General features: G+C 62.1%; 19 protein-coding genes and 1 tRNA gene. 10 read left to right on the plus strand and 10 right to left on the minus strand.

Features of this window, described 5'->3' with window-relative positions:
* The first annotated feature begins 96 nt into the window (after nucleotides 1-96).
* The gene (locus CCE89_RS04640) at nucleotides 97-1836 is read left to right on the plus strand and encodes a fatty acyl-AMP ligase (protein ID WP_086436801.1); all 1740 of its coding nucleotides are present in this window, start codon (nucleotides 97-99) and stop codon (nucleotides 1834-1836) included.
* 30 nt (nucleotides 1837-1866) lie between these two features.
* On the opposite strand, the gene CCE89_RS04645 is transcribed toward CCE89_RS04640, so the two are convergent.
* Together CCE89_RS04645 and CCE89_RS04650 are read right to left on the minus strand one after the other, a co-directional pair.
* Complete coding sequence (locus CCE89_RS04645) at nucleotides 1867-2259, minus strand: MAPEG family protein (RefSeq protein ID WP_086436802.1); 393 nt, start codon at nucleotides 2257-2259, stop codon at nucleotides 1867-1869.
* 10 nt (nucleotides 2260-2269) lie between these two features.
* Nucleotides 2270-3877 carry a TIGR00341 family protein gene (locus CCE89_RS04650; RefSeq protein WP_234989938.1) on the minus strand — a complete coding sequence of 536 codons (1608 nt, stop codon included), beginning with the start codon at nucleotides 3875-3877 and terminating at the stop codon, nucleotides 2270-2272.
* A 175-nt stretch (nucleotides 3878-4052) separates the two neighbouring features.
* On the opposite strand from CCE89_RS04650, the gene CCE89_RS04655 reads away from it, so the two are divergent.
* From CCE89_RS04655 to CCE89_RS04675, 5 genes are all read left to right on the plus strand, one after another.
* Entirely contained in the window at nucleotides 4053-5282 is a 1230-nt protein-coding gene (locus CCE89_RS04655) for a toxic anion resistance protein (RefSeq protein WP_086436803.1), read from the plus strand.
* Between the two features lie 2 nt (nucleotides 5283-5284).
* The gene (locus CCE89_RS04660) at nucleotides 5285-6034 is read left to right on the plus strand and encodes a hypothetical protein (protein WP_086436804.1); all 750 of its coding nucleotides are present in this window, start codon (nucleotides 5285-5287) and stop codon (nucleotides 6032-6034) included.
* Nucleotides 6031-6333: a polyhydroxyalkanoic acid system family protein gene (locus CCE89_RS04665; protein WP_086436805.1), complete on the plus strand. Its 303-nt coding sequence runs from the start codon at nucleotides 6031-6033 to the stop codon at nucleotides 6331-6333. Before CCE89_RS04660 ends, CCE89_RS04665 begins: the two co-directional genes overlap by 4 nt.
* 493 nt (nucleotides 6334-6826) lie before the next feature.
* Nucleotides 6827-7072 carry a hypothetical protein gene (locus CCE89_RS15395; protein ID WP_143255961.1) on the plus strand — a complete coding sequence of 82 codons (246 nt, stop codon included), beginning with the start codon at nucleotides 6827-6829 and terminating at the stop codon, nucleotides 7070-7072.
* Nucleotides 7069-9669: an HWE histidine kinase domain-containing protein gene (locus CCE89_RS04675; RefSeq protein ID WP_086436807.1), complete on the plus strand. Its 2601-nt coding sequence runs from the start codon at nucleotides 7069-7071 to the stop codon at nucleotides 9667-9669. The genes CCE89_RS15395 and CCE89_RS04675 overlap by 4 nt, the downstream gene beginning before the upstream one ends.
* A gap of 7 nt (nucleotides 9670-9676) precedes the next feature.
* Here the strand turns inward: CCE89_RS04675 and CCE89_RS04680 are convergent, their stop codons facing one another.
* Both CCE89_RS04680 and CCE89_RS04685 read right to left on the minus strand, forming a co-directional pair.
* Nucleotides 9677-10714, minus strand: a complete 1038-nt coding sequence (locus CCE89_RS04680) for a mannose-1-phosphate guanylyltransferase (RefSeq protein ID WP_086436808.1) — start codon at nucleotides 10712-10714, stop codon at nucleotides 9677-9679.
* A gap of 52 nt (nucleotides 10715-10766) precedes the next feature.
* Complete coding sequence (locus CCE89_RS04685; RefSeq protein WP_086437017.1) at nucleotides 10767-11486, minus strand: TonB family protein; 720 nt, start codon at nucleotides 11484-11486, stop codon at nucleotides 10767-10769.
* A 76-nt stretch (nucleotides 11487-11562) separates the two neighbouring features.
* Here CCE89_RS04685 and CCE89_RS04690 point away from each other — a divergent pair, with 76 nt between their 5' ends.
* Nucleotides 11563-14154 (plus strand): ATP-binding protein, encoded by a 2592-nt coding sequence (locus CCE89_RS04690; protein ID WP_086436809.1) that lies wholly within the window; start codon nucleotides 11563-11565, stop codon nucleotides 14152-14154.
* On the plus strand, nucleotides 14136-14330 hold the full coding sequence (locus tag CCE89_RS04695) for a hypothetical protein (protein WP_086436810.1): 195 nt from the start codon (nucleotides 14136-14138) through the stop codon (nucleotides 14328-14330). Before CCE89_RS04690 ends, CCE89_RS04695 begins: the two co-directional genes overlap by 19 nt.
* Before the next feature lie 84 nt (nucleotides 14331-14414).
* Here the strand turns inward: CCE89_RS04695 and CCE89_RS04700 are convergent, their stop codons facing one another.
* From CCE89_RS04700 to CCE89_RS04710, 3 genes are all read right to left on the minus strand, one after another.
* Complete coding sequence (locus CCE89_RS04700) at nucleotides 14415-17840, minus strand: TonB-dependent receptor (RefSeq protein WP_086436811.1); 3426 nt, start codon at nucleotides 17838-17840, stop codon at nucleotides 14415-14417.
* A 255-nt stretch (nucleotides 17841-18095) separates the two neighbouring features.
* Nucleotides 18096-19034 carry an isopenicillin N synthase family dioxygenase gene (locus CCE89_RS04705; protein WP_086436812.1) on the minus strand — a complete coding sequence of 313 codons (939 nt, stop codon included), beginning with the start codon at nucleotides 19032-19034 and terminating at the stop codon, nucleotides 18096-18098.
* Nucleotides 19035-19067: 33 nt separating this feature from the next.
* Nucleotides 19068-20375 carry a NupC/NupG family nucleoside CNT transporter gene (locus tag CCE89_RS04710; RefSeq protein WP_086436813.1) on the minus strand — a complete coding sequence of 436 codons (1308 nt, stop codon included), beginning with the start codon at nucleotides 20373-20375 and terminating at the stop codon, nucleotides 19068-19070.
* 160 nt (nucleotides 20376-20535) lie between these two features.
* Here CCE89_RS04710 and CCE89_RS04715 point away from each other — a divergent pair, with 160 nt between their 5' ends.
* Entirely contained in the window at nucleotides 20536-21231 is a 696-nt protein-coding gene (locus CCE89_RS04715; protein WP_086436814.1) for a queuosine precursor transporter, read from the plus strand.
* A gap of 52 nt (nucleotides 21232-21283) precedes the next feature.
* Here the strand turns inward: CCE89_RS04715 and CCE89_RS04720 are convergent, their stop codons facing one another.
* From CCE89_RS04720 to folK, 3 genes are all read right to left on the minus strand, one after another.
* Entirely contained in the window at nucleotides 21284-21616 is a 333-nt protein-coding gene (locus tag CCE89_RS04720) for a hypothetical protein (protein ID WP_086436815.1), read from the minus strand.
* A 165-nt stretch (nucleotides 21617-21781) separates the two neighbouring features.
* Nucleotides 21782-21857, minus strand: a tRNA-Lys gene (locus CCE89_RS04725).
* A gap of 40 nt (nucleotides 21858-21897) precedes the next feature.
* Nucleotides 21898-22398 carry a 2-amino-4-hydroxy-6-hydroxymethyldihydropteridine diphosphokinase gene (gene folK / locus CCE89_RS04730; protein WP_086436816.1) on the minus strand — a complete coding sequence of 167 codons (501 nt, stop codon included), beginning with the start codon at nucleotides 22396-22398 and terminating at the stop codon, nucleotides 21898-21900.
* A 105-nt stretch (nucleotides 22399-22503) separates the two neighbouring features.
* On the opposite strand from folK, the gene CCE89_RS04735 reads away from it, so the two are divergent.
* Nucleotides 22504-23952 (plus strand): M20/M25/M40 family metallo-hydrolase, encoded by a 1449-nt coding sequence (locus CCE89_RS04735; RefSeq protein ID WP_086436817.1) that lies wholly within the window; start codon nucleotides 22504-22506, stop codon nucleotides 23950-23952.
* Nucleotides 23953-23955 lie beyond the last annotated feature (3 nt).

Genomic DNA, 23955 nt, shown 5'->3' on the forward strand with positions numbered 1-23955 from the left:
AAACATCAGAGGATTGCGGGGAGGGGAGTTTTCCGCATTGGGGACACAAAAGGTGCGTATAACAGCGCCGCAAACCACGGGTATCGCTGACAAATTATGACCGACGCCGCTTTGACGCCGACGCCGAACGATTGCCCCTTGCCGCGGAGACGATCCGACTTCGCGACATTCAACGAGGCAATCGATTACGCTGCGCAGAGCCAGAAAGGGCTCAATTTCCACGATCCGCGCGGAACGCTGGTGCGCGCCTATCCTTTTTCCGAGATGCGCGAAGATGCCTTGATGATGGCGCGCCGCCTTGTCGGCGCCGGAATCGGCAAGGAAGACCGCGTCGCGCTGATCGCCGAGACGGGAGCCGATTTTGCCGCCATGTTCTGCGCCTGCGTCTATGTGGGTGCATGGCCGGTGCCGCTGCCGCTGCCGACATCCTTCGGCGGCAAGGAAAGCTATATCGACCAACTGGCGATCCAGCTGCAAAGCTCCGATCCTGCATTGCTGCTGTTCCCCGCGGAAATTACCGAAATGGCGAGCGCCGCGGCAGAGCGGCAGGGTTGCAAGGCCCAGTCCTACGAGGATTTCGCCGAGCTCGATGCGCCCGAATGCGAGCTTCCCAAGGCCGATCCGGAAGACATCTGCTATTTGCAGTACTCCAGCGGCTCGACCCGTTTCCCGACCGGTGTTGCGGTGACCCACCGCGCGCTGCTGCACAATCTCTATGGCCATGCAACGTCAATGAACGTGGGCGAAAACGACCGCGTCGTCTCGTGGCTCCCTTGGTATCACGACATGGGCCTCGTCGGTTGCTTCCTCTCGCTGATCGCCAACCAGGTGAGCTGCGACTATCTGAAGCCCGATCATTTCGCGCGGCGCCCGCTGGCATGGCTCGACCTCATCAGCCGCAATTCCGGCACGACGCTCTCCTACTCGCCCACCTTCGGCTATGACATCTGCGCCCGCCGCATCTCGAGCCAGAGCCAGGTGTCGGAGCGTTTCGACCTGTCGCGCTGGCGGGTCGCGGGCAATGGCGCGGACATGATCCGCCCCGATGTCATGCAGCATTTCGTCAACGCCTTTGCCGAGGCGGGTTTCAAGGCCGAGGCCTTCACGCCGAGCTATGGCCTCGCCGAAGCAGTGCTGGCCGTCACGGTGATGCCGCCGGGCGAAGGCATTCGCGTCGAACTGGTCGAGGAAGAGCGCCTTTCGGGCACGCCGCGCGACCTCTCGCGTCCCGCCCGCTATCGCGCCATCGTCAATTGCGGCAAGCCGCTGCCTGACATGGAGGTCGAGATCCGCGGCGAAGGTGGCGAGATCAAGGGCGACCACCAGATCGGCAAGGTCTGGTGCCGCGGCCCCTCGGTCATGCACTCCTATTTCCGCAACGAGGAAGCGACCGAGGATTGCCTCGTCGATGGCTGGCTCGACACCGGCGACATGGGTTACCTGGGCGACGGCTATCTGTTCATCGTCGGCCGGGCCAAGGACATGATCATCATCAACGGCAAGAACCACTGGCCGCAGGATATCGAATGGGCGGTGGAGCAGCTTCCGGGCTTCAACCACGGCGATATCGCCGCCTTCGCGCTCGAGACCGAGAATGGCGAGGAAGCGCCCGCCGTTCTGGTGCACTGCCGCGTCTCCGACCCCGAAGAGCGGGTCCGCCTGCGCGATCAGATCGCCGACAAGGTGCGCTCGGTCACCGGCATGAGCTGCGTCGTCGAACTGGTGCCGCCGCGCACGCTGCCGCGCACAAGCTCTGGCAAGCTTAGCCGCGCCAAGGCGAAGAAGCTCTACCTGTCGGGCGAGATCGAACCGATCCAGGTGTTGCAGGCGGCCTGACGCATCGGGCGCACGAACCGCCTGCGGCCCTCAGGTCAGCAGGATGTAGAGCAGCCCGACGAGACCGATGAGCGAAGCGAACCAGACGATCGTCCGGACGTAGGGAATGCCCGTCCAGTATAGCGGCAGATAGATTACACGCGCGCCGAGCCAGAGCCAGGCCAGCAGCGCGGTCGTCTCGCTCGCCTTGCCTGCAACCACCACACCCAGCAGGGCGACGATGGCAATCGGGAAAGTCTCGCGGAAATTGTCGCTCGCGCGCTCGAGCCGCCCGGCGACTTCGTTGAGCTCGGCCTTGTCGCCATCGCGAGCGCCCATGTTCCATTTGAGGCCATATTGCTGCGTCTTGAAATGCACGGCCACGAAGATGTGAACGAGCGCCAGAATGCAGCCCAGAGCCAGAACGGTGATTTCGGTTGCCATCTGTATTCCCTTATTCGTTTTCCGGCTGGGCCCAGGCCGGACTGACCGTCATGCCCTGGCCTGATAGTGAGCCTTCTCGAACCGCGACGCCGGCGTCCTCGAGGTCTGCACGCACGATCGCCACCAACTCGCGCCGGCCGGACAGAACAACGGGTAGCCCGATGCGCTGTGCCGCCCATCGTACGGTGGCGAGCGATTGTTCGCCGCGCTCGGTGAGCGCCATCTCTTGTTCTGGTTCGTCCGCACCAGAGGCTTGCTCGCTTGCATCGCGCATTTCGAACGCAATCGCAGGAAGTGCCTTCGCCGGTGGCAAGAGCTCGACCGTCCATTCCGGCTCGGTCGCGGATATCCGTGCTTCGAGCGCGCGATAGGCCGATAGCGACGCACCATCGAGCGTTTCGGAGCGAACCATTGCTCTGCGCCGTTGGCGATCGATCGTCACGTCGCTTTCGGCAACGCCTGCGACGAGCGCAAGCCGCTTGGCGAGGTCCTCGGCGCGGCGGCTGGCGGCTTCCTCTTCACGCGCGCGCGCAGCCGACAGCTGCGCCTGTTCCGCGGCGCTGGCGCTGGTCCCGACCTGGAACTGGGTAAGGATCACGTCGATATCCTCGCCGAGCCTGCGATTGAGAGCCGCCCTTACCTGCGCATCCGCCTGGGCGTTGAGCCGGGGCGTGAGCACCGTCGCGTCGACGATCATCGGTTCGCTCGAAAAGTCGATGCTGAATTGGTCGATTCGTGCGTTGGCGGGGAATGCATCCTGCAACTCGTTGCGGACGATCCGCTGGGCGTTGGTTTCCCAGGCAATATTCTGGAGCGAGATGAACAGCGGGATGGCGAGCGCCACGACGACGGTGGTGATCGCAACGTTCTGCAGCACCGTGTTGCGCTCGCTCAAGGTCGTGCGGAAGCCATAGAGCCGCGCCATGCCCCATGCGGTGATAGCGATGGTCAGGAGGTTGGTGACGTAAAGCAGCAGCGCGCCTGAAAAGACCGTCCAGTTGGCGGTCGCGGCGCCGAAACCGACCACTGCCAGTGGCGGCATGAGGGCGGTGGCGATGGCCACACCGACGATCGTGCCTTCGCGCCCGCGGATCATCGCGTAGGCACCGGCAAGCGCAGAAAACAGCGCCACCATAAGGTCGAACAGGTTGGGCCTCGTGCGCGAGGCAATTTCTGGCGTGATCTCCTGGATCGGCGAGAAGAATACCACCAGCGCACACAGCGCGATCGCCATGACGGAGCCCCACGCAAGGCTGCGGGCCGATTGCTTCATCCACGGGAAATCTCCGATCGCCAGGGCAAATCCCAGCCCCATGATCGGACCCATCAGCGGCGAGAGAAGCATGGCGCCGATCACCACTGCAGGCGAGGACAGCAGCAGACCGAGGATCGCGATGCCGCCCGACATCGCCGTCATGAACAGATAGCGTTCGGACAGCGCGCACTCCTCGCGTCGCTTGCCGATTACCGCCTGCTGATCGACGCTGCCGATTACGTCCTCGAACCACCACGCGCGAGCGCTGTGGAGCACCTCGCGATAGGTGGAATCATTCGCTTCCGGGGCGGTTGCCTGAGCAGGTGACGAGGAAATCTCGGTATTCTTAACAGCGTCGGACAAGCGCTTTGGCCCCCAAAATATCGCGTGGCCTGCGGATTTAGGCGGAATCTCCAACAAACGAAAGCGTGGACGTGAGCGGCGGAATCCTGCACATTTTCTTGAAAGCTGTGTCTTAGACCACTAATACAGTAGGAAATGGCGGCTACACGCTGCCCAAGGGAGCTAGATTTCAAGCATGAGCACGCCGGAAACCGATCTGTCGACCACCACTGCGGCACCGACCAAGACCGCCACCGATTTCGATCTCACCCCGCCCGATCCGGTGCCGAGCGTCGCGCCGGAGAAAGCTGCCGGTCTCGTACCCGTTGATGCAGAGAAAAAGTCTAAGCTCGACGTGAAGGTCGACAATTTCGTCGCGGAACTGGTGTCGGAAGATGCCAATTCGCCGGCCTTCGGCGAGAAGGTCGACCAGATCACCCGCATGGGTCAGGAACAGATCCGGGCCGCAGCCGCCATGTCCAACCGCTTCCTCGACCGTCCCGTGCGGGCGATGGATTCCGACAGCAGCGTGGGCGCCGATCTTGCCGAGTTGCGCCGCACGGTCGAAGACCTCGATCCTGGCCGCAAGGGCAAGCTGCGCGGACGCAAGCTGTTCGGCATCATCCCTTTCGGCAACAAGCTGCAGCGTTACTTCGACAGCTACACCAGCGCACAGGGCCATATTCAGGCGATCCTCGACCGGCTCGCTTCGGGCAAGCGCGAGCTGCATGAGGATAACGCCGCGATCGATGTCGAGCGCCAGAAGCTGTGGGAAGCGATGGGCGAACTCGAACAGATGATCCACATCGCCAAGACGCTCGACGAAAAGCTCGAGCAGAAGGCGGCAGAGCTCGATTCCTCCGACCCGGCCAAGGCGAAGGCGATCCGCGAAAGCGCGCTGTTCTATGTCCGCCAGCGCACGCAGGACCTGCTGACGCAGATGGCGGTCTCGGTGCAGGGCTATCTTTCGCTCGACCTCGTGAAAAAGAACAATGTCGAGCTGGTGAAGGGCGTCGACCGCGCCAGCACCACGACCGTCGGCGCGCTGCGCACTGCGGTGACCGTGGCGCAGGCCATGACCAACCAGAAACTGGTGCTGCAGCAGATCACCTCGCTCAACCAGACCACCAGCGACATCATAGATTCGACCAGCACCATGCTGCGCGAACAGACCGGCCAGATCCACGAGCAAGCAGCGTCCAGCACCATTCCGCTGGAGACGCTGCAGCGCGCCTTCCAGAACATCTATGACACGATGGACGAGGTCGACGACTTCAAGGTCAAGGCGCTCGCCAGCATGAAGCAGACGGTCAATGTTCTGACCGACGAAGTCGAGAAGTCGAAGGGCTATATCGCCCGTGCCGAAGGCCAGGCCCAGGCGCAGAAGAAGGCGCTCGAGCCGAGCCTGCTGGCGCTGGATAACTGAGCATGGTCGATAGCACCCGCGAGTCCGAACAGATCATGAGCGCCGCGGGCCGCTCGTTGCAGGTGCAGCGCGAAGGCGGCACGCATCGTCCTGCCAAATCGATCGGCAAGGGTTCGGCCGAGCTCAAGGCGAAACACTGGAAGAAGGTGATCAAGCGCATCCTGATCGCCTTCGCCGCGATCTGGATGGCCGCAATCGCCGTGGGCCTCATCATCGACGGCATCGGCTTTACCGGCATCATGCTGACCGCGCTTGCGGCGATCATCGCCATCGGCGTGATTGCAAAGGGCACCAAGATCAAGGTGCCCCAGCGCGCCGACCTGAAGAAGGGCGATGCGAGGGCAATGGTCGGCCGGACCGAGCTTTGGCTGGAGGCGCAGCGCCCGGCGCTGCCCCCGCCAGCGGTGCAAGTGGTCGACCAGCTCGGCGTCCAGCTCGACGCGCTCGGCCTCCAGCTTGAAACCATCGACCAGAACAATCCGGCGGTCAGCGAAGTGCGGGAACTGGTGGGCGAGTACATCCCCGAGACGATCGAGAATTACCGCAAGATACCCGCGCATCTCCGCGGCGAGAATCATGCCGGAAAGACGGCTGACGAGCGGCTTACCGAAAGCCTCGGCAAGCTGAGCGGCGAAGTCGACCGCGTAACCCGCCGGTTGGCGGAAGGCGCGCTCGATGATCTCGCCGTTAAGACCCGTTATCTCGATTATCGTTTCGGCGGTGCCGAAGCCCTGGAGGACAACAGCAAGTGAGAGTAGCCCTTCCCCATGACCTCGGCCGCGAGGAAGTGCGTCGCCGCCTCCGCGAACGCAGTCACGAAATCGCAGACCATGTTCCGGGCGGCATGGCCGAAGTCGAAACGCGCTGGCGCGGCGAGGACGTGATGGAGCTGAGCGTCGGCGCGATGGGCCAGAACATCAATGGCGAGGTCGAGGTCGAAGATAACCAGGTGATCTTCAGTATCGAGCTTCCCGCGATGCTTTCCTTCGTCAAGCCGATGATCGAGAGCGCGATCCGGTCCAAGGGCACCAAGATGCTCGAAAAGAAGTAGGGAACTTACCCAAGTCTCGGCGGTTGATCCGCAAGGCACTGGAAAATTGTCGAAAAGCGCGTGTTGAACGCGAGACGGAAATCCGGAGCTCTTGTCGCAAGACACGTGTCTGATCGCAGCAGAAACGCCGTGAGCAGATCCATGTTTTGCCCAAGCAAGGAGGGTTTCCATAAGTTCGCGGATTCCACACGCGTGCAGTCTCAGAAAGCTGCTTCGCGAAAAAACATTTCAGGCGCACGATGCGCTCGACGCACAAATGCGAAAGATGGGATGGAGCGACCGCGCGTCCTATGCCCATTTTCTGCAGGTGCAACGCGCTGCCCGCCTTGCCCTCGAAATCTGGGCCGAAAGGTTCTGTCCATCTGCAATTTGTCCGCCCCGGCAATCCCACCTAATCGAGCGCGATCTTGTTGCGCTTGGCGTGCCGCCATCGGGCAGGGTTGAATCCTTCGCCATAGGCGAGGGAGCGAACCCGATCGGATTTGCCTGGGCCATGGCCGGGTCTTCGCTCGGCAACCGCGCCATCCTGCGCGACATCGAGCTTCATGCGGATAGTAAGATGACCACCGCGTTTCTCGCCGACCCTGGAATGATCGCTTTCTGGAAGGCGCTGCGCCCCGATCTCGAGCAGCCTGCGACGGACCTCGAAGCTGCGGCTGCAGCGCGGGCCGCCGCTTCCGTTTTCGACCATTTTCGCAAGGCGGCTGCAGCATTCGCACCCGCAGAGGCTGCGGCATGAACTGGAGTTACGGCAATTGGGACCTCACCGACTGCGATCGTGAACCGATCCACCAGATCGGGCACATCCAGCCATTCGGCGCTCTGGTCGCCGTCGATAGCGACTGGTCCGTCACCAATCGCTCGGCAAATTCGAGCGAGGTGCTGGGTCTCGATCGCAATCCCGAGCCGGGCCAACCGCTGGCCGAGCATTTTTCGGATGCAGCCATCGACAGGTTGAAGGGTGCACTGGCGCGGACCAATGAAAGCACCCCTGTCGAACGGGTCTTCGGTTTCCGCTTCGAGCCCGATGGCACGCAATTCGACGTCGCGGTTCACCGGTCGGGACCGGTCGCGATCATGGAGTTCGAGCCTCATGATGATGCGGAATACGCCAATCACGTCGCCATGGTCGCGCCCCTCATCACCCAGCTCGAAGGCGTGCAGGGGATCGACGCGCTCTGTGAAAGAGCAGCACAACTCATCAAGGAACTGACCGGCTTCGACCGCGTCATGGCCTATCGCTTTCACCCCGACGAAAGCGGCGAGGTCATTGCCGAGGCACGCAAGGAAGGCCTCGAGCCGTATCTTGGCCTGCGTTATCCGCGCACCGACATCCCCCAGCAGGCGCGCGAACTGTTCCGCCGCAACCGCTTCAGGATCATTTCGGATACATCCGATGCCCCGGTTGCGATCGAACCCCCGGTCTCGCCCGACGGCGAACCGCTCGACCTCAGCATGAGCGTGCTGCGGGCGCAGTCGGAAATCCATGTCGAATATCTGCGGAACATGGGAGTCGCCGCTTCGCTGTCGATCGCGGTGGTGGTCAAGGGGAAGCTGTGGGGCCTGTTCGCCTGTCACCACGACTCCCCGCGCCACGTGCCCTATTCCCTGCGAACGGTGGCGGAAATGTTCTCGCAGGTTTTCTCGCTGATGATCGATCGCAACAGCATCGACTCCAACGAGCAATTACGAACGCGGGGCCGCAACCTGCGGGACCAGCTGATGGTCCAGCTGGCGGGCGACACCAGGCTCGCCAAAAGCCTTCCGCTGATCGACGAAGTGCTCGCCGAAGTCATTCCGCACGATGGGGCGTCGCTTCTGGCTGATGATGTCTACAGCGCGCGCGGATCGGCCCCACTCGAAAACGAGTTTCGCGCCCTGCTTCCCGCCCTCTCGGACGCTCCTGCAGGAAAGGTGATCGCGACCGATTGCATCGCGGGTCAGCTCAAGTCTGCCGAGGCATTCAGCGACCGCGCGGCCGGGGCGCTGATCATCCCCTTGTCGCGCAAGCAAAGCGATTATCTGGTGCTGTGGCGCAAGGAATTGCCGCAAAAGGTGACCTGGGCAGGTAATCCCGAAGAAGCCATGCTGAAGAGCCCGGACGGGGCACGCCTGACACCACGCAAGAGCTTCGAGGCCTGGAGCGAAGAGCTATCGGGCCGCAGCCAGCAGTGGTCCGAAGAAGAGATCGAGACCGCCGAAAGCCTGCGCGTCAGCCTGATCGAGGTGATCCTGCGCCTGACCGACGAAGCGCTCAATGTCCGCAGCCGCGCGCAGGAGCAGCAGGAATTGCTGATCGCCGAGCTGAACCACCGCGTGCGCAATATCCTGAACCTCATTCGCAGCCTGGTCTCGCAATCGAAGCGCGATGCGCAAACCATCGGTGACTATAGCGAGATCATCGGCGGACGGATCGCTGCGCTGGCGAGCGCGCATGACCACATCACCGAGCAGAACTGGTCGCCTGCACCCTTCTCCGCCCTGATCGAGGCCGAGGTGGAAGCCTATCTGCAGGAAAAGCGGGATCGACTGAAACTGATCGGCGACGACGTTCTGATCGCTCCCGAAGCCTATACCGTGCTGGCCCTCGTCATGCATGAAATGGTCACCAACTCCGCGAAATACGGCAGTCTCACCGATGCTCGGGGCGATCTGGAGATCGGCCTGCATCGCGATGACGAAGGCGACCTTCACATCTCCTGGCGCGAGCGGGGTGGCCCTTCCGTCGAAAAGCCCGAGCGACGCGGTTTCGGCTCGACAATCATCGAGCGCTCGATCCCGTTCGAACTCAAGGGCAAGACCGAAGTTCGTTTCGAACCGGGCGGCCTCGAGGCTGATTTTGTCGTGCCGGGCCGCTATGTCAGCGAACTGTCAACCAGTCCGAAACACGGCAGTGGCGACACAAAGATCGGTGCGAAAACATCCGGATCAATGGATTCTGCTATGGAAAAACCACCCGAAACCGTTCTGCTCGTTGAGGACAACATGATCATCGCGATGGATACCGAAGAAAGCCTGCGGCACCTCGGCGTGAAACACGTCGAAACCACCGGCAGTGTCTCGGGCTCGCTCTCCGCGCTGAACGAGATCGAACCCGATCTGGCGATTGTCGATTTCAACCTCGGCGACGAAACCAGCGAACCGGTGATCGAGGTGCTGAAGCAGCGCGGCATTCCCTATATTCTGGCGACAGGCTATGGCGAGACAACCGTCGACGGCCAGCACCAGGACGCGCTCGGCATGTTGACCAAGCCCTATGGGAAGAACGAGATTTCGGGGATGCTGGCCCGCCTTACTCAGCCCGGTTCCGGCAGGGCCGATCAAGCGGCGAACTAGCGGGCGTTCAGGTTTTTGCGCTCGCGCCCGGTAGCTTGCCCACGACCTGCGCACCGTCGCGGGTCGTCACCAGGACCTCGTCGCCATCGACGATGATGCAGATATCCTCGACCCCTACGGCCGAAATGCGCGGGCCGTCGCTCATCGTCAGGACATTGCGGCATCCGTCAAGGTCCGCCTGCCCCGAGGAATGATTGCCTTCACCGTCCTGCGGCAATGCATCCTGCAGCGCTGCCCAGTTCCCGATGTCGGACCAGCCCATGTCGACCGGCACCATCGCGGCCCGCGCGGTGTTTTCCATGACCGCATAGTCGATCGACTCGCCTTCGATCTTTCCGAATGCTTTTGCATCGGGATGGAATAGCGAGCCGCTCTCCTCGCCCTGCTCCACGCTTGCCTGGATCGCTGCAGCCACTGCCGGTCGGTGCGCCGCAAGCTCGTCAAGCAGACTGCCCGCACGAAAAGCGAAGATGCCGCCGTTCCAGGCATAGCCGCCATCGGCAAGAAACCCCTGCGCCCGTCCAAGATCGGGTTTTTCTACGAAGGCATCGACCTTGAAACCGGTATCGAGAGGCTCGCCCCGCCGGATGTATCCATAGCCCGTTTCGGGGCGGTCGGGCGCGATGCCGAAACTGACCAGCCAGCCTTGCGCCGCCAGCACCGCTGCCTCTTCAGCAGCCTTGGCGAATGCCGTTTCGTCGGCGATATGATGGTCGCTCGGACACACCAGCATCACCGCATCCGGCTCGAGCCGCGCCGCAGCAAGCGCGATCGCGGCTGCCGTATTGCGCGCGCAGGGCTCGACGATGATTGCATGATCTTCCCCGCTTGCCATTTGCTCTTCGATCAGTGGCACGTGGTTCGGACCTGCAACGATCAAGGGCGGCGCGAAAATGGCGCCATCTCCGCAACGCTCGACAGCCTCGCGGAAAAGCGTCCGCTCCCCGATCAGGGGAATGAACGGCTTGGGCCGGGTTGGTCGGCTCTTCGGCCAGAGCCGCGTCCCCGAGCCACCACACAAAATTACCGGCTGAATGCGCCCCATCGTCAATACCCCGCCGCTCCTGAAGGCATGCTACTACGCCGCAAGCCGCATGTCAGTTGAAGAAGCGCTGACGATAATAGAAAGGCGCTGCCACGGGATTCCCGTCGGCATCGCGCGCCGGTTCGAAAGTGACCTGCTCGCGCGCCAATTGGCACACCATTGCATCGGTTTCCGGAAAGGGGCTGGGGCGATAGATCGAACAGGCCGTGACGCGGCCTTGTGCCGACACAGTCAGCTTGACGATCACCGATTCACCGATGCGTGCCTCACGGCCTCCAGGCGGGACCGGAAAAGCGCTGGCATCGGTGATCGAGCGAACCAGTACCGGCTTGGTCGCAGCCACGCCGCCACGCCCGCCGCCCGACCGGCCGCTGCCGGTACCGAGGCCCTGACCTTCCGCACCGGTGCCCTCGCCTTCATCCCTCGCTCCTGAGGTTGTCGCCGCGCCGGTCGAAGACGCTCGCGGCACGGGCGTCTGCTTCTCTACCGGCACACGAGGCGTCGGGGCCGTCACGGGCTTGGGCGTCGCATCGCGGCCCGGGTCACCTTGAGCCCCCTCGTCGGGCTCCGGTTCGGTGACCGGCGTCTCTTCCTCGGGTGCGGTGACGTTGACAGTAAATGCAGACACCACCGTCTGCTCAACGGTCGCGGTCATGTCCGGCGCAAAGGCGCGTGCGAGCCCATAAAGCGCCGCAACGTGCAACAGCACGATCGCCACGATCATGCCCAACCGGGGTTTTTGTCTGCGATCCGAATAGCTCTGCGCCGGCATTGCTTTCCTTTCTTTCTCGCGCTCAGCGCCCGCGACAGGCCCGATCTCTCTATAACCTGCTGCGAAGGGCAATGCGATGAAACCTCTAGATATCAGTCCGTCACAGGTAAAGAACGCTTGGCAGCAACACGTACGAGACGTGGCATTCTGCATGCTGGGTGGCATCTTGTTCGGCCTGATAGCCTATGAAGCGATTTCGCTGACCCGCGGCGATGGGCGGATCGCAGCGGTCTGGATACCGAATGCGATTGCAGTCGCCTACCTGCTACGCGCTCGCCTCGGGAAGGAAATATTGCTGCTGGCCATGTGCTGGCTGGGGAATATCGGCGCCAATCTTTTCGCAGGCGACAATCTGGCGAGAGCGGCAGGTTTGGCGAGCTGCAATTCGATCGAAATCATCCTCGCGCTGCTGCTGGCCTGGCGGTTCTGCAAACAGATCCCGGACATGCAGGATCTGGGCGATCTGGCGCGTTTCGTCATTCTGGCGGCCGTCATCGCACCGATGATCGCTGCGCTGCCCGCGGCGTTCATTCTGGAGGGCACGTCAGCAGGATGGCTGGCGGCCTGGGCGAAATGGTCTGTTACCGATGGGCTCGGCATGGCGATCGTGGCACCCGCCGGGCTGGTCATCGGCGAGGCATGGGCGCAGCGCAGACAGCCGAGCCAGCGCGAATTGGTCGAATGGCTTACCCTCAGCGCTTTCGGGATAGTCGCAACGGTGATGATCTTCACGCAGACGCAATATCCATTGCTGTTCTTTGCGCCCCTGGTCGTGGTTTTCCAGGCCTTTCGCCTGGGTGCGCTTTGCACCGCATTGTCTGTCTTCACCACGGCGATCATCGCGAGTTTCTTTACCTCGCTCGACCTTGGACCCCTGGCGCTCATCAGCGGAACGGAGACGTCAAAACTCATCGTTCTGCAGTGTTTCGTGGCGACAATCTTTATAATCGGACTGCCTGTTTCTGCGGCCCTGAGCACCCGCGCGCGGCTGATCGAGGAACTCGCCTCTCGCACGCGTGAACTCGACCTGCTGACAGAAAACATCTCGGACGCGGTCCTGTTCTATGATTGCAAGGGCGTGTGCACCTATGCCTCCCCGTCGGTCGCCGACGTGCTCGACGAAGCGCCTGAAATCTTCGTCGGTTCGCGCGCCAGCGCCCGGATGCATACCGATGCCAGGGCCAAGATTCTCGAGGCGGAGAGCCGGCTGCTTTCAGGAGAGACCGACAAGGACCGCATCACCTATCGGCGCTACAACGACAGCCAAGATGGCAAGCCGGTCTATATCGAGGCCGATTGCGCGGCTGCCCGCAATCCCGAAACGGGCGAGATCAAGGGCATCATCGTCTCTGCGCGCGATGTGACCGAACGGGTCGAGCTCGAACTGCAGCTGGTGCGAGCGCGCCAGCACGCGGAAAATGCCGCCTATGCCAAGTCGGAGTTCCTGGCGAACATGAGCCGCGAGATCCGCACGCCCATGAATGGCGTGCTGGGCTTTGCCGAATTGCTGCTTCAGGGCGAACTGGACGAAAAACAGGAACGTCACGCCGAGCTGATCGTCCAGTCTGGCCGTTCGATGATGCTTCTTCTCAACGACATTCTCGACCTCTCGCGGATCGAGGCGGGCCAGATCGCGGTGAACCCCGAACCGACCGATCCGGCGACAATTCTCGAGGAATGCTCCGACCTTCACCGGCCGGCGGCGGAGAAGAAAGGCGTCACACTCGTCTGCGAGACAGGCGAAGCTACGCCCAGCGTCCTCACCGATGGTTTGCGACTGCGACAGATCCTGCTCAACCTGATCGGCAATGCCGTGAAGTTCACGCCAGACGGCACGATCAGCGTCAGCATGGACGTCCATCCGGAGCAGTTTGTGCTGACCGTCGAAGATACCGGAATAGGAATCGGTGCCGACCGTCTTGAGCGTATCTTCAACCCATTCGATCAGGGTGAAAACGACACGGCAGGGCGGTTCGGGGGAACCGGACTCGGTCTCTCGATCAGCCGGCAACTGGCCGAATTGCTCGGCGGCACGCTCGAGGTTGAATCCACCCCGGGCGTAGGCTCGCGTTTCAGCCTTGCGCTGCCTCTGGTGGAATGCGCCCCGGTGCCGCAACCTCGCCGTAGAAGGCCGGTCGAATCACGCGTTCAGCTCCCTCGCAAATCGCGAATCCTGCTGGCGGAAGATCACCCGGTGAACCGCTTGCTTGCAACCGAGATGCTGGAGCGCTGCCACCAGCATGTCAGCGCTACTTGCGACGGCTATGAAACCGTAGAAGCCGTCCTCGCTGCGCACGCACGGGGTGAGCCGTTCGACCTCGTGCTGATGGATATCCAGATGCCGGGTTGCGATGGCTATACCGCGACCAGAATCATTCGTGGCGAAGGGTTCACGCCTACCGAACTCCCTATCATCGCGCTTACTGCGAATGTCTTTCCCGAAGACGTCGCCGCCGCGCGCGATGCCGGAATACAGGGTCATCTGGCGAAGCCACTGGTATTCGACGAACTGGTCGGCGCGCTGCGGCGGTGGCTGAACAGGTGGAGGCGAACCTGGATGCCGAGAACGAGATGCCGCTGCATGACGCTGCTCTGCATCAGGTCTGGCGCCAGCGACGGGCAGAAGCGATCAAAGCGGTCGCCGAGGCCATGCGCGCCGGCAGGCTGACGGGCATCGAAGGGTCCGAGCTGGGAAAGCTCGTTCAGAAGCTCGCCGGATCGGCCGGCATTTTTGGCGAGGACGAGCTGGGTTCGCGCGCCTCGGCCTTTGCCCGCGCGCTGAGCAGCGAAGTGGACGAAGATGTCCGCTTCGAGCTGGCCCGCGAGTTCCTCGAAGCCGCCTGACCCCGCGGCCCTGGCGCAAACAAGAACGGCGGAGCCCGAAGGCCCCGCCGCTCCTGTTTTTTCAGGTTCAAAACCCTTGCGGGATCAGAACTCGTAACGAACGCCAACCTGGAGCTTCCAGGCCGAGCTCGAGATCGAGACGAATTGTTGATCGTCGGGATTGAAACCATCGATAATGTAGGTTCCGTCATTGTCGACATCTACGTCCACTACGTCCAGGAACTCGTTGCGGAACTTCAGGCGGTTCCAGCCGCTGTCCAGGAAGTTGAGGAAGTTGTCGAAATCGGCGAACAGCTCGATGCGGTCATCCGCGATACCGGTCAGCTTCCCGATGAACGGCAGTTCCTGGCTGATGCGCAGATCCATGTCGTAATGCCACGGGTTCCGGCAAGTGTTGCGCTTGATCGAAGCTCCCGGCGTGTATTCGCAGCCTGAAGCGGCCACATAGTCGATCAGGTCCTGAACCGCAGCCGGATCGGATGCTGCCGAAAGGTTCGGATCGTTCACGCCCGTGGGGACATAGAGCAGCGCATTATCGCTACCCGACGAGCTGTCGTTGAACACGCCACCACCGTCGAAGGTCAGGCTGTAGGGACGGCCCGATCGTGCACGGAAGAAGATGCCGAGACCCGTTGCGTAGTCACCGAAGAATTCCTCGCGGAAATACACCGAAGCGGTGATATTGTGGCGGGTTTCGTAGTTGGAGGTCGAAACAGCCGGGTTCTGACGATCGAAGGCTGCGGTCACGTCATAGGACGAGGTTGCGGTCGACGAACCGACGTTGCGATTGTTGTTCGAGTCCGTGAACGCATAGCCGAAACGAAGGTTCGTGCTGCCACCATCGGTGAACATGCCGCCAAAACGCTTCGAAAGCAGGATCGACGCGCTGTGGCTGTCGTAGCTCGGACCGTTGGTCAGCTGGATGAAGTCGTCGATGCCGGTGCCGAAGCAGACCGGGGACAGGTTCTCCCAGACGGGAGGCGTTCCGCCCGGATAGGCCAGCGTTGCGTTGCAACCAGCCTTAAGCGGGTCGAGCGCAGCGTAGATCGGACGACCATCGACGGTGAAACCGTCGAGTCCTTCATTGAGGTTCGGCGCCTGGACCAGGTCGACGAAGTTCAGAGTGTCGTTGAACCGCGAGTAGATGTAGTCGAGGTTCAATTTCCAGTCGCTGAAGAAGCCGCCTTCGGTGCCGATGGTGCTCGAGAAACCGAGGTTTGCACGGACAACCGTCGGAACGTCGAACTCGGGGTCGGTCGACTGGGTGTCGCCCCTGCCCACAGCTGCGTCGGCGCTGCCACCTGCGGTGACGCAGGCGGGGAAGCCGGCGAAGTTGCCGCTGCCGTCGAGAGCCGAAGTCGGGAATGCCCCACCGCAATCGAGCGAGGTGCCCAGAGCAGTCGAGAAGCCGTTGTTCGAGAAGGCGTTCGAGAAGTAGACGACCGGATCACCGCCCGAGAAGATGCCGACACCGCCGGTGAGACGCGAGTTCGAGAGGAAGCCCTCGTTGTCGAACTCGTAGGTCGCAGCGAAGCGCGGAAGAAGGACCGGGTCGAGCTTGCCGAAGGAATTGGCGTTGGTGAAGCCGAAACGCTCAGCAAAAAGCGGGTTGGTACGCGGTGCGTCGCCCGAATAGAGCTGAACGCGCATACCAGCTGTCAGCGAGAGTTGGTTCGTCGCCTGCCATTCGTCCTGGGCGTAGAACGACCAGATGGTGCGCTTGAAGCGAGCTGCCGCTTCGTTGATGTCACCGGTCGGCGTGGCGTTGATGTCTGCACCATAGGCATCGCCGTTGAAAATCTCTTCCGCATCAGGGAAGAATTCCGTGCCCTGGCTGAGAATGCCGTTCTCGAAATCGTCGAGGTTCGAGAAGTAGAGCGTCCCGGTCGCGTTTACGGCAAACAGGTTATAGACTTCGAGTGCATTGACTTCAGCACCGATCTTGAACTGGTGATCACCGCCATCGATGTTGACCTGGAACTTCGCCTGATCGATCTGCGTGTCCAACTGGTTGGCCGAGCGGAAGATGCCCGGGCCCGTGCTCAGAACGCCGAACTCGTCATCGGCAGTACCGAGGATACCGTCATCGCCGGGCTGTGATGTGCCAACTGCCAGGCGGACGATCGGGTTGTCCGACTGCGCTTCGCCGCCACCGACCGGGCCCTGAATGTCGCCCACTTCCGAGCGGCTCAGACGGAGTTCGGTCGTGATCTTGTCCGACCAGTCGGAGTAGAGGCGGACCGAATAGTAGTCCGACTTCGTACCTTCATCTTCGAACGAGTTCAGGCCGGTGAGGTTGTCACCGCCGAAGTCCGGCTCGACGTTGGTTTCCTCAAGGCGCTGGTAGGTCGCTTCAAGGCGATGGTCATCCGAAATGTAGGCGTCGAGGCGACCGAAGTAGCGGACGCTCGATTCTGCGAGCGTGCGCGGATAGCCGCCGACATCCTGGCCGTAGACATTCTGCGCGATCTGCGCGAACCGGTCGAACTGCGCCTGCGAAATGCCTTCTACGCCATTGGCGAATCCGGCATCGAAGGGGCCTTCGTCATTGGCATCGCCAAGGTCGGTTTCTTCGTATCCTGCGTAGAAGAAAATGCGATCGGGAATGATCGGGCCGCCCAGCGTTGCACCCCAGCGCTTCTCGCTACCCGATGAAAGGGGCTGAACGTCCCCGTCGCCATCGATGATGCTGTCGGCGAGCATTGAGTCATTGAAGAAGGTGTAGAATGCCGAACCGTGGAACTGGTTCTGGCCCGACTTGGTCACGACATTGACGAGACAGCCGGTGAAGTCAGAGTACTCGACGTCGAATGGTGCGAACTCGACCGAGGTTTCGCGGATCACGTCGTAAGGAAGAGGCAGCGAGTTACGCGCTGCGAAGGGGGTGCCGTTCAGACCGAAAACGTCGGCCTGGACGATACCGTCGACGGTGAAGGTGTTCGAACGATCGTTACCGCCGAGGCAGGAGATGCGGTCGACTTCATTGTCACGCTCAAGGCTGACACGCGGGTCGAGGCGGATGATGTCGCGCACGTCGCGCGAAAGCGAGGGGAATGCTTCCAGCGTTTCTTCGCCGAATGCCAGACCCGGGCCGACGGCCAGCTGCGTAACATTGGCACGCGCGCCGCTGACGATGATGACATTCTCACCGGCGCCTGCTGCGGCCGAAGCGAGCTCGAAGGTGAAATTGGTGTTGCCCGAAACGGTGATGAACTGACCTTCGACCGTCTGGCCTTCATAACCAGGGGCAGTCGCGGTGACGGTGTAGGGACCGCCCGGAACAAGCGAGCCGACGCGGAAGCTACCGTCGGCATCTGCGCGAAGCGTGCGGGTCTGACCGGTACGCGTATCGGTAACCGTAACGGTCGCACCAGACAGTGGGGTGCCGGTTTCGTCGACGACGCGGCCTTCGACGCCCGAAGTGATTTGCTGCGCTGCAGCAGGTGTCGCAACGGTGGCGGCGGCAGCAAGGCTGACCACGCTCGCTGCCAGAAGATATTTGATTTTCATGTTCCAAGTGTCCCTGATCACGAATGGGTGACTAATACGATTCCCTGATTTCCCCTTAGGGAAGCGGCGCTGCGCTCAGAAGGCAGTTTTGTGACGAGCGCGTGAAACTTTATGTCGGATTTGTGACAAGGGGCCTCTGCAGGACCTCGGATACCCCGAATTACGCTAGGAAAACCTAGGGGTTGAGCGCCGTGTTGCCGCAGTGCAACATAAATTGGCTTTTTCGTAATTTATCCTCAGGCCGCCCCGCCATAGTCAGGCGAGATTGATCTCGCGCAGCCGCTGGAGGAGAAAATCATGGCTCGAGATCGGCTCGGGCGCTTCGGATTCGCGGCCGGGTTCGATACAGCTTTCCAGCGTCTCGATCGTGTAATCGGGTCGGAAATGCAGGAAAAACGGCATCGAATAGCGCGACCGGTCTTTCGCCGCGCCATGCGGATTCACGACCCGGTGCGTGGTCGAGCGCAGCTTCGAATTGGTCAGCCGGTCGAGCATGTCGCCGACATTGATGACGAGCGCGCCCTCGGGCACTTCGACGGCTTTCCAGTCGCCCTGCTTCGTCAGCAGTTCAAGCCCGGCCTCTTCGGCTCCAAGCAGGAGCGTGATCGTGTTGATGTCGCCATGCGCGGCAGCGCGAATTGCACCGTCGGGGGCATCGTCGCCGAGCGGCGGATAGCGCAGCAGACGCATGACCGAATTGCCGTCCTCGACCGTCTTGGCGAAGTAATCTCTTTCCAGCCCCAAGTGCAGTGCAATCGCCTCAAGCACGCGGAGACCAGCGGTTTCGAATGCCGAATAGAGCGTGCTGAAGGTGTCCTTGAAGCTGTCGACTTCCTCGGGCCAGATGTTCGGGGCCATGAACTCCGAAAGAGGGTGACCCTCGGGCAGGTCGCGCCCGACGTGCCAGAACTCCTTGAGATCGAAGATCTCGGCGTCCTTGGCTTTCTCCGTGCCGAACGGTGTGTAGCCGCGCGCGCCGCCGCCGCCTTCGATCTTGTACTTGAGCTTCGTCTCGGTCGGCAGGTCGAAGAACGCTTTCGATTTCGCTTCGGCGCGGTCGATCAGTTCCTGCGGGATCCCGTGGTCGCGCACGACGGCAAAACCGTATTCGGAAAAGCTGCGGCCCAGCTCGTCGGCAATGTTCTCGAGCGGCTGGTCGAGTGACACAACCGCGATATCGTTGGATTCGGTCATAATGGCTTGCGCCTTTAATACGCCGCGAGCGTTTTAGTAAGGGAGGAAGAGGCCGGCCAGCGCCGCGCTCATCAGATTGGCAAGGCTGCCAGCGGCCAAGGCGCGCAGGCCCAGCTTCGCGATGACAGGCCGCTGGTTGGGGGCGAGCCCGCCGGTGACCGCCATCTGGATCGCGATCGATGAGAAGTTGGCGAAACCGCACAGGGCAAATGTCACGATCGCACGGCTGCGTCCCGTCAGCGTCTCCAGCTGTCCCAGTTCGATGAAGGCGACGAACTCGTTGAGCACGATCTTGGTGCCGAACAGACCGCCAGCCGTGCCCGCCTCGCTCCACGGAATGCCGATCAGGAACATGACCGGCGCGAAGAGCCAGCCGAGCATCTGCTGGAAACTGAGGTCGGGATAGCCGAACCAGCCACCGATCCCGCCGACGATGCCGTTGGCGAGCGCGACCAGCGCGACGAAGACCATGACCATCGCGCCAACCGCGACCGCCAGCCTGACGCCGGTCTGAGTGCCCTGTGCGGCGGCTTCGATGACATTGGCGGGGCGATGGCCTTCCTCGAAAGTCTCGGCAACTTCTACCTCATGCGGCCTTTCGCCCTCGGTAATCGCTGCCGGGCCTTCCGAACTGATGCGCGATTGCGGCAAGGCCAGGTCCGCGTCGTCGTCCCCGTCGATCTCGTCGGGATAGATGATCTTCGCCATCAGGATACCACCCGGCGCGGACATGAAGGCGGCGGCGAGCAGGAACGGCACGGCCTCCGATCCGATAAAGCTGGCATAGGCGGCGAGGATCGTTCCCGCGACACCCGCCATGCCCACGCACATCAGGGTGAAGAGGCGCGAGGGCGGCAGCGCGGCGAGATAGGGGCGCACCACCAGGGGGCTTTCCGACTGGCCGACAAAGATATTGGCGGCACTTCCCAGCGCCTCGACCTTGCTCACGCCGGTGATCCAGCCGATCGCACCGCCGACCCAGCGCACCAGCCGCTGCATGATGCCCCAGTGGTAGAGAATCGAGACCAGCGCGGCGAAGAAGATGATCACCGGCAGCGCGGCTATCACGAAGGTGTTGGCGAAGGGATTGCTCTCCATCGGTCCGAAGATCGCGGTGATACCCGCCTTCGAATAGTCGAGCAGCGCGATGACCCCGTTCGACAGGAACTGGATCGCGCTCACCCCCCAGGGCGTGCGCAATACGAGCAGCGCCATCAGCGCCTGCAATGCGAAAGCGGCACCGACCACGCGCAGCTTGATCCGCTTCTTCCCGTTGGAAAGCAGGAAAGCGATGAGGAGGATCGCGAAGATACCCGCGATGTTGATAAGGAAAGACGGCATGAGACCCCTTCGATGCCGGGAATCGACAGATTGTTCTGCCCCTGTCGCGCTTTGTTGCGCGCCAGTCAAATATCGCGGCGTCCGATGCCCACCGTCCCAATGCACAGGAGCGATGCACGCACGGCTTTTCTTTTCACAAGCTTGGCAATAGGCACTTTCCATGATTGCTACCGAGACCGCTCCTTCGAACGAGAAGGCCCTCGCCGCCGCTGCCATGCCGCGTGGCCTTTTCGTCTACATGCTCCTCTATGGCGGGATGACTGTCCTGGCAGGCGTGCTCGCGTTCAAGCAGGTGCAACTGCCGCCGACCGATCTCGCAGTCGAAGCCGGAATCTTCGCGTTCCTGCTGTTGGTGGTCATTTCGAGCACGGTCTCGCAGCTTTACGGCCAGCAGATCGCCAACCGCATCGTGTGGTGGGGCTTCGTTCCTCTGCTGATCGCATCGCTGCTGATGCAGCTCGTGCTCAACCTGCCCGCTTCGACCGAGATGCTGGAGGGGCGCGCCGACGACCTCGCCGCGTTCGAACGCGTCCACGCGACCGTCTGGCGGGTCTGGGCGGCCGGACCTGCGGCCTATCTCGTCTCTCTGCTGCTCAACATCTGGATATTTTCGAAGCTGCGCGGCAGCAGCGATGGCGGGACTTTCGGCCTGATGGTCCGCGGCGCGATCGCAAGCGCGCTGAGCCAGGCGATCGATTCCGTGATCTTCATCACGCTCGCCTTCTATGGCCTCTTCCCGATCGCCAACCTGCTGGTCGGACAGATCATCGCCAAGGTGGTGCTCAGCATCGTGCTGGTACCGTTCCTCATCACCGGCGGCGTGAAATTCGCGCAGTGGCTCGACAGCCGCAGCTAGTCGGAGTTCTCGTTTCCGATCGCTATTGAGGCTGCGGCTGGGACCGAGCCGTTCATGCTGTCCTGTCGGCATCTCCGGGCTTGGCTCGCCGACGAGCGAGCAGGAACAGCAAGGTGGGCCAGAACACCGTATTGACGATGTCTACCGCAGACTCCCACCTGTTTGCGCTGCTACCTGGCGACATGGCGTCCACAAGCTCGTTGGCGATTGCAAAGGCGTAGACGAGCGCAATCGGGACGCGCGAACGCATGCGTCTGCGGAACACCAACGCAGCAGCAAAGAAGATGAGGAGGCCTGCATGGAGATGCAGAAGGTCCTCCGAAGCACCGAGGAAATCGGCAATTTCTCGCTTGGCGACAGAGTAGGCCTTTGCCATCTTCCACATGGTTCAGCGCTTTCGTTTGTCTGATGTTACTCAGGAGGAGGCATCAGTTGGACAATGCATGGCGCCGAAGGGCGATCCGGTGAATCTGCTCGCCTTGGCTGCTATGACAACGACATTGTTCCAGCTTGGCCGATCCAACACCGGGTTCGAACTGATTGAAAAAGGTGGTGAGCCCTGCAGGGGTCGAACCTGCGACCTACTGATTAAAAGTCAGTTGCTCTACCGACTGAGCTAAGGGCCCACCTGATGTGCCGCCCCCATTGGGCGGGGCACAGGGCGCGTCACCTAGGGGTGGGGCGCGACTTGGTCAAGCGCGCAAATAGCTGCGAGACGGAAAGGCCGGTCTCGGGGTCGCGCCACTGCGGCGCTATCGCCCTTGCCGGGCCGAGGACGAAGCTGCGCTCGCGCAACCCCGGATGAGGGATGGTGAGCGTGTCGGAACGCCAGGCACCCCCGCTCCACAGCGCGATATCGAGATCGAGCACACGGTCGCCCCAGCGCCGCCAGCGCCTGCGCCCGAACTCGCGCTCGATCTGCTGCAGGCCAGACAGAAGCGCGTCCGGATCATACTCGCTGACGATCAATGCCGCTGCGTTGGCGAAGTGCCTTTGGGCCGGCCCCATCGGCGGTGTCGCGATAACCGGGGAGCGTGCGACGACCGTGCCGAGCACGGCAAGCTCTTCCATCGCCGTGCGCAGGATCTGCCTCGGCGCGCCATAGAGGTGGTGCCGCCGATTGGACCCCAACGCGATCAGATAGGATTGTGCAGGCTCTCTACCCATGCCGCCCCCTTATCCCGCCGGCTCGCCTGCGCAAACACATCTGTTCGACAAGCGCGCGTTTGCTGATTACGCAGGCACCTTGAGGGTCTGGAGGAGGGAATCCCGATGAAGCGTCTCAAGCCGCTATTGCTGTCACTTGCTGTCTCGTCGCTTGCCGTATCGCCACTGGCGGTCTCTGCGCCGCTGGCCGCGCATGAGGGGCACATCATGAACCTGACCACCGATCAGGAAATCGCGCTCGATATCTACGGCGACATCGTCGGCTTTCGCACCGCACGCGGGCACCAGCAGGTCCCGGCAATGGTCAATTATCTCCGCGCACGGCTGAAGGCAGAGGGCTTCGCCGATGAGGATATCATGGTCACCGACTATGACAGCGAAGGCGAGCCGACCCAGGGCCTCATCGTGCGTTACCGGGGCGACGGATCGTCTGGCGAGAAGCCGATCGTGCTGCTCGGCCATATGGACGTGGTCGATGCGCTGCCCGAGGATTGGGAGCGCAATCCGTTCAAGCTGACCTTCGAGGAAGACTACTTCTTCGGGCGCGGCACGATGGACAACAAATACGGCATCATGAACCTCACCCAGACCTTCCTGCGGCTGAAACGCGAAGGCTGGACGCCGAACCGCGATCTCTATCTCGTGTTTTCGGGCGACGAGGAAACCGGCATGATCTCGACCCGCGCGCAGGCGGAATGGGTGGCGGAGAACGTCGATCCTGCCTTCGTGCTCAATTCCGATGCGGGCGGTGTTGGCCTGTCAGACGACTACCAGCCGCTGGCACAGCGCGTGCAGGCCGCAGAAAAAACCTTCGCCACCTGGGAGCTGACGATCACCAATCCCGGCGGGCACTCCTCTCGTCCGAGAGCCGACAATGCAATTTACGAGCTGGCCGACGCGCTCACCAATATCCGCGACCATCGCTTCCCCGTTCAGGCGACGCCGCTGACGCGCAGCTATTTCGGCGCGCTCGGCCAATCGGTTCCAGGCGAGCTCGGCGCAGCGATGCGTGCCTTTGCCGCAGACCCGACCGATGCGGACGCCATCGCCACGCTGCGCGCGAATCCGGAAACGGTCGGCACGCTCGGCACCACCTGCATCGCGACCATGCTGCGCGCGGGCCATGCCGAAAACGCGCTGCCGCAAAGCGCGACCGCGACGGTCAATTGCCGGATCTTCCCGGGTGTCGGAGCGGCCGCAACCGAGGCAACCTTGCGCGAGGTGGTGGGCAATGACGACGTCAGCTTCAAGCTGATAACCGATGTCACCGAGAGCCCCGAAAGCGCGCTACGCGACGATGTCCGGGCCGCGCTCGAGAAATCTCTCGAAACCCGCTTCGGCAAACCGATCCCGATCCTGCCCTATATGGAATCGGGCGGGACCGACGGCATGCATTACCGCACGCTCGGCTATGACACGGTGGCGATTTCAGGCGCGGGCAGTCGGCCGCAGGACATGTATGCGCACGGGCTCAACGAGCGGATGTATGTCGACGGCTTCTTCAACGGCCTCGACCACTGGTACATCATGCTGAAGGAACTGGCCGGGGACTAAGTC

The sequence above is a fragment of the Altererythrobacter xiamenensis genome (assembly GCF_900177715.1).
GTDB classification, from domain to species: domain Bacteria; phylum Pseudomonadota; class Alphaproteobacteria; order Sphingomonadales; family Sphingomonadaceae; genus Erythrobacter; species Erythrobacter xiamenensis.

Coding starts and splice junctions, on each gene's coding strand:
- CCE89_RS04640 (WP_086436801.1), top strand. CDS start 97: ATGACCGACGCCGCTTTGACGCCGACGCCGAACGATTGCCCCTTGCCG.
- CCE89_RS04645 (WP_086436802.1), bottom strand. CDS start 2,259: ATGGCAACCGAAATCACCGTTCTGGCTCTGGGCTGCATTCTGGCGCTC.
- CCE89_RS04655 (WP_086436803.1), top strand. CDS start 4,053: ATGAGCACGCCGGAAACCGATCTGTCGACCACCACTGCGGCACCGACC.
- CCE89_RS04660 (WP_086436804.1), top strand. CDS start 5,285: ATGGTCGATAGCACCCGCGAGTCCGAACAGATCATGAGCGCCGCGGGC.
- CCE89_RS15395 (WP_143255961.1), top strand. CDS start 6,827: ATGGCCGGGTCTTCGCTCGGCAACCGCGCCATCCTGCGCGACATCGAG.
- CCE89_RS04675 (WP_086436807.1), top strand. CDS start 7,069: ATGAACTGGAGTTACGGCAATTGGGACCTCACCGACTGCGATCGTGAA.
- CCE89_RS04680 (WP_086436808.1), bottom strand. CDS start 10,714: ATGGGGCGCATTCAGCCGGTAATTTTGTGTGGTGGCTCGGGGACGCGG.
- CCE89_RS04685 (WP_086437017.1), bottom strand. CDS start 11,486: ATGCCGGCGCAGAGCTATTCGGATCGCAGACAAAAACCCCGGTTGGGC.
- CCE89_RS04690 (WP_086436809.1), top strand. CDS start 11,563: ATGAAACCTCTAGATATCAGTCCGTCACAGGTAAAGAACGCTTGGCAG.
- CCE89_RS04695 (WP_086436810.1), top strand. CDS start 14,136: ATGCGCGCCGGCAGGCTGACGGGCATCGAAGGGTCCGAGCTGGGAAAG.
- CCE89_RS04700 (WP_086436811.1), bottom strand. CDS start 17,840: ATGAAAATCAAATATCTTCTGGCAGCGAGCGTGGTCAGCCTTGCTGCC.
- CCE89_RS04705 (WP_086436812.1), bottom strand. CDS start 19,034: ATGACCGAATCCAACGATATCGCGGTTGTGTCACTCGACCAGCCGCTC.
- CCE89_RS04710 (WP_086436813.1), bottom strand. CDS start 20,375: ATGCCGTCTTTCCTTATCAACATCGCGGGTATCTTCGCGATCCTCCTC.
- CCE89_RS04715 (WP_086436814.1), top strand. CDS start 20,536: ATGATTGCTACCGAGACCGCTCCTTCGAACGAGAAGGCCCTCGCCGCC.
- CCE89_RS04720 (WP_086436815.1), bottom strand. CDS start 21,616: ATGTGGAAGATGGCAAAGGCCTACTCTGTCGCCAAGCGAGAAATTGCC.
- folK (WP_086436816.1), bottom strand. CDS start 22,398: ATGGGTAGAGAGCCTGCACAATCCTATCTGATCGCGTTGGGGTCCAAT.
- CCE89_RS04735 (WP_086436817.1), top strand. CDS start 22,504: ATGAAGCGTCTCAAGCCGCTATTGCTGTCACTTGCTGTCTCGTCGCTT.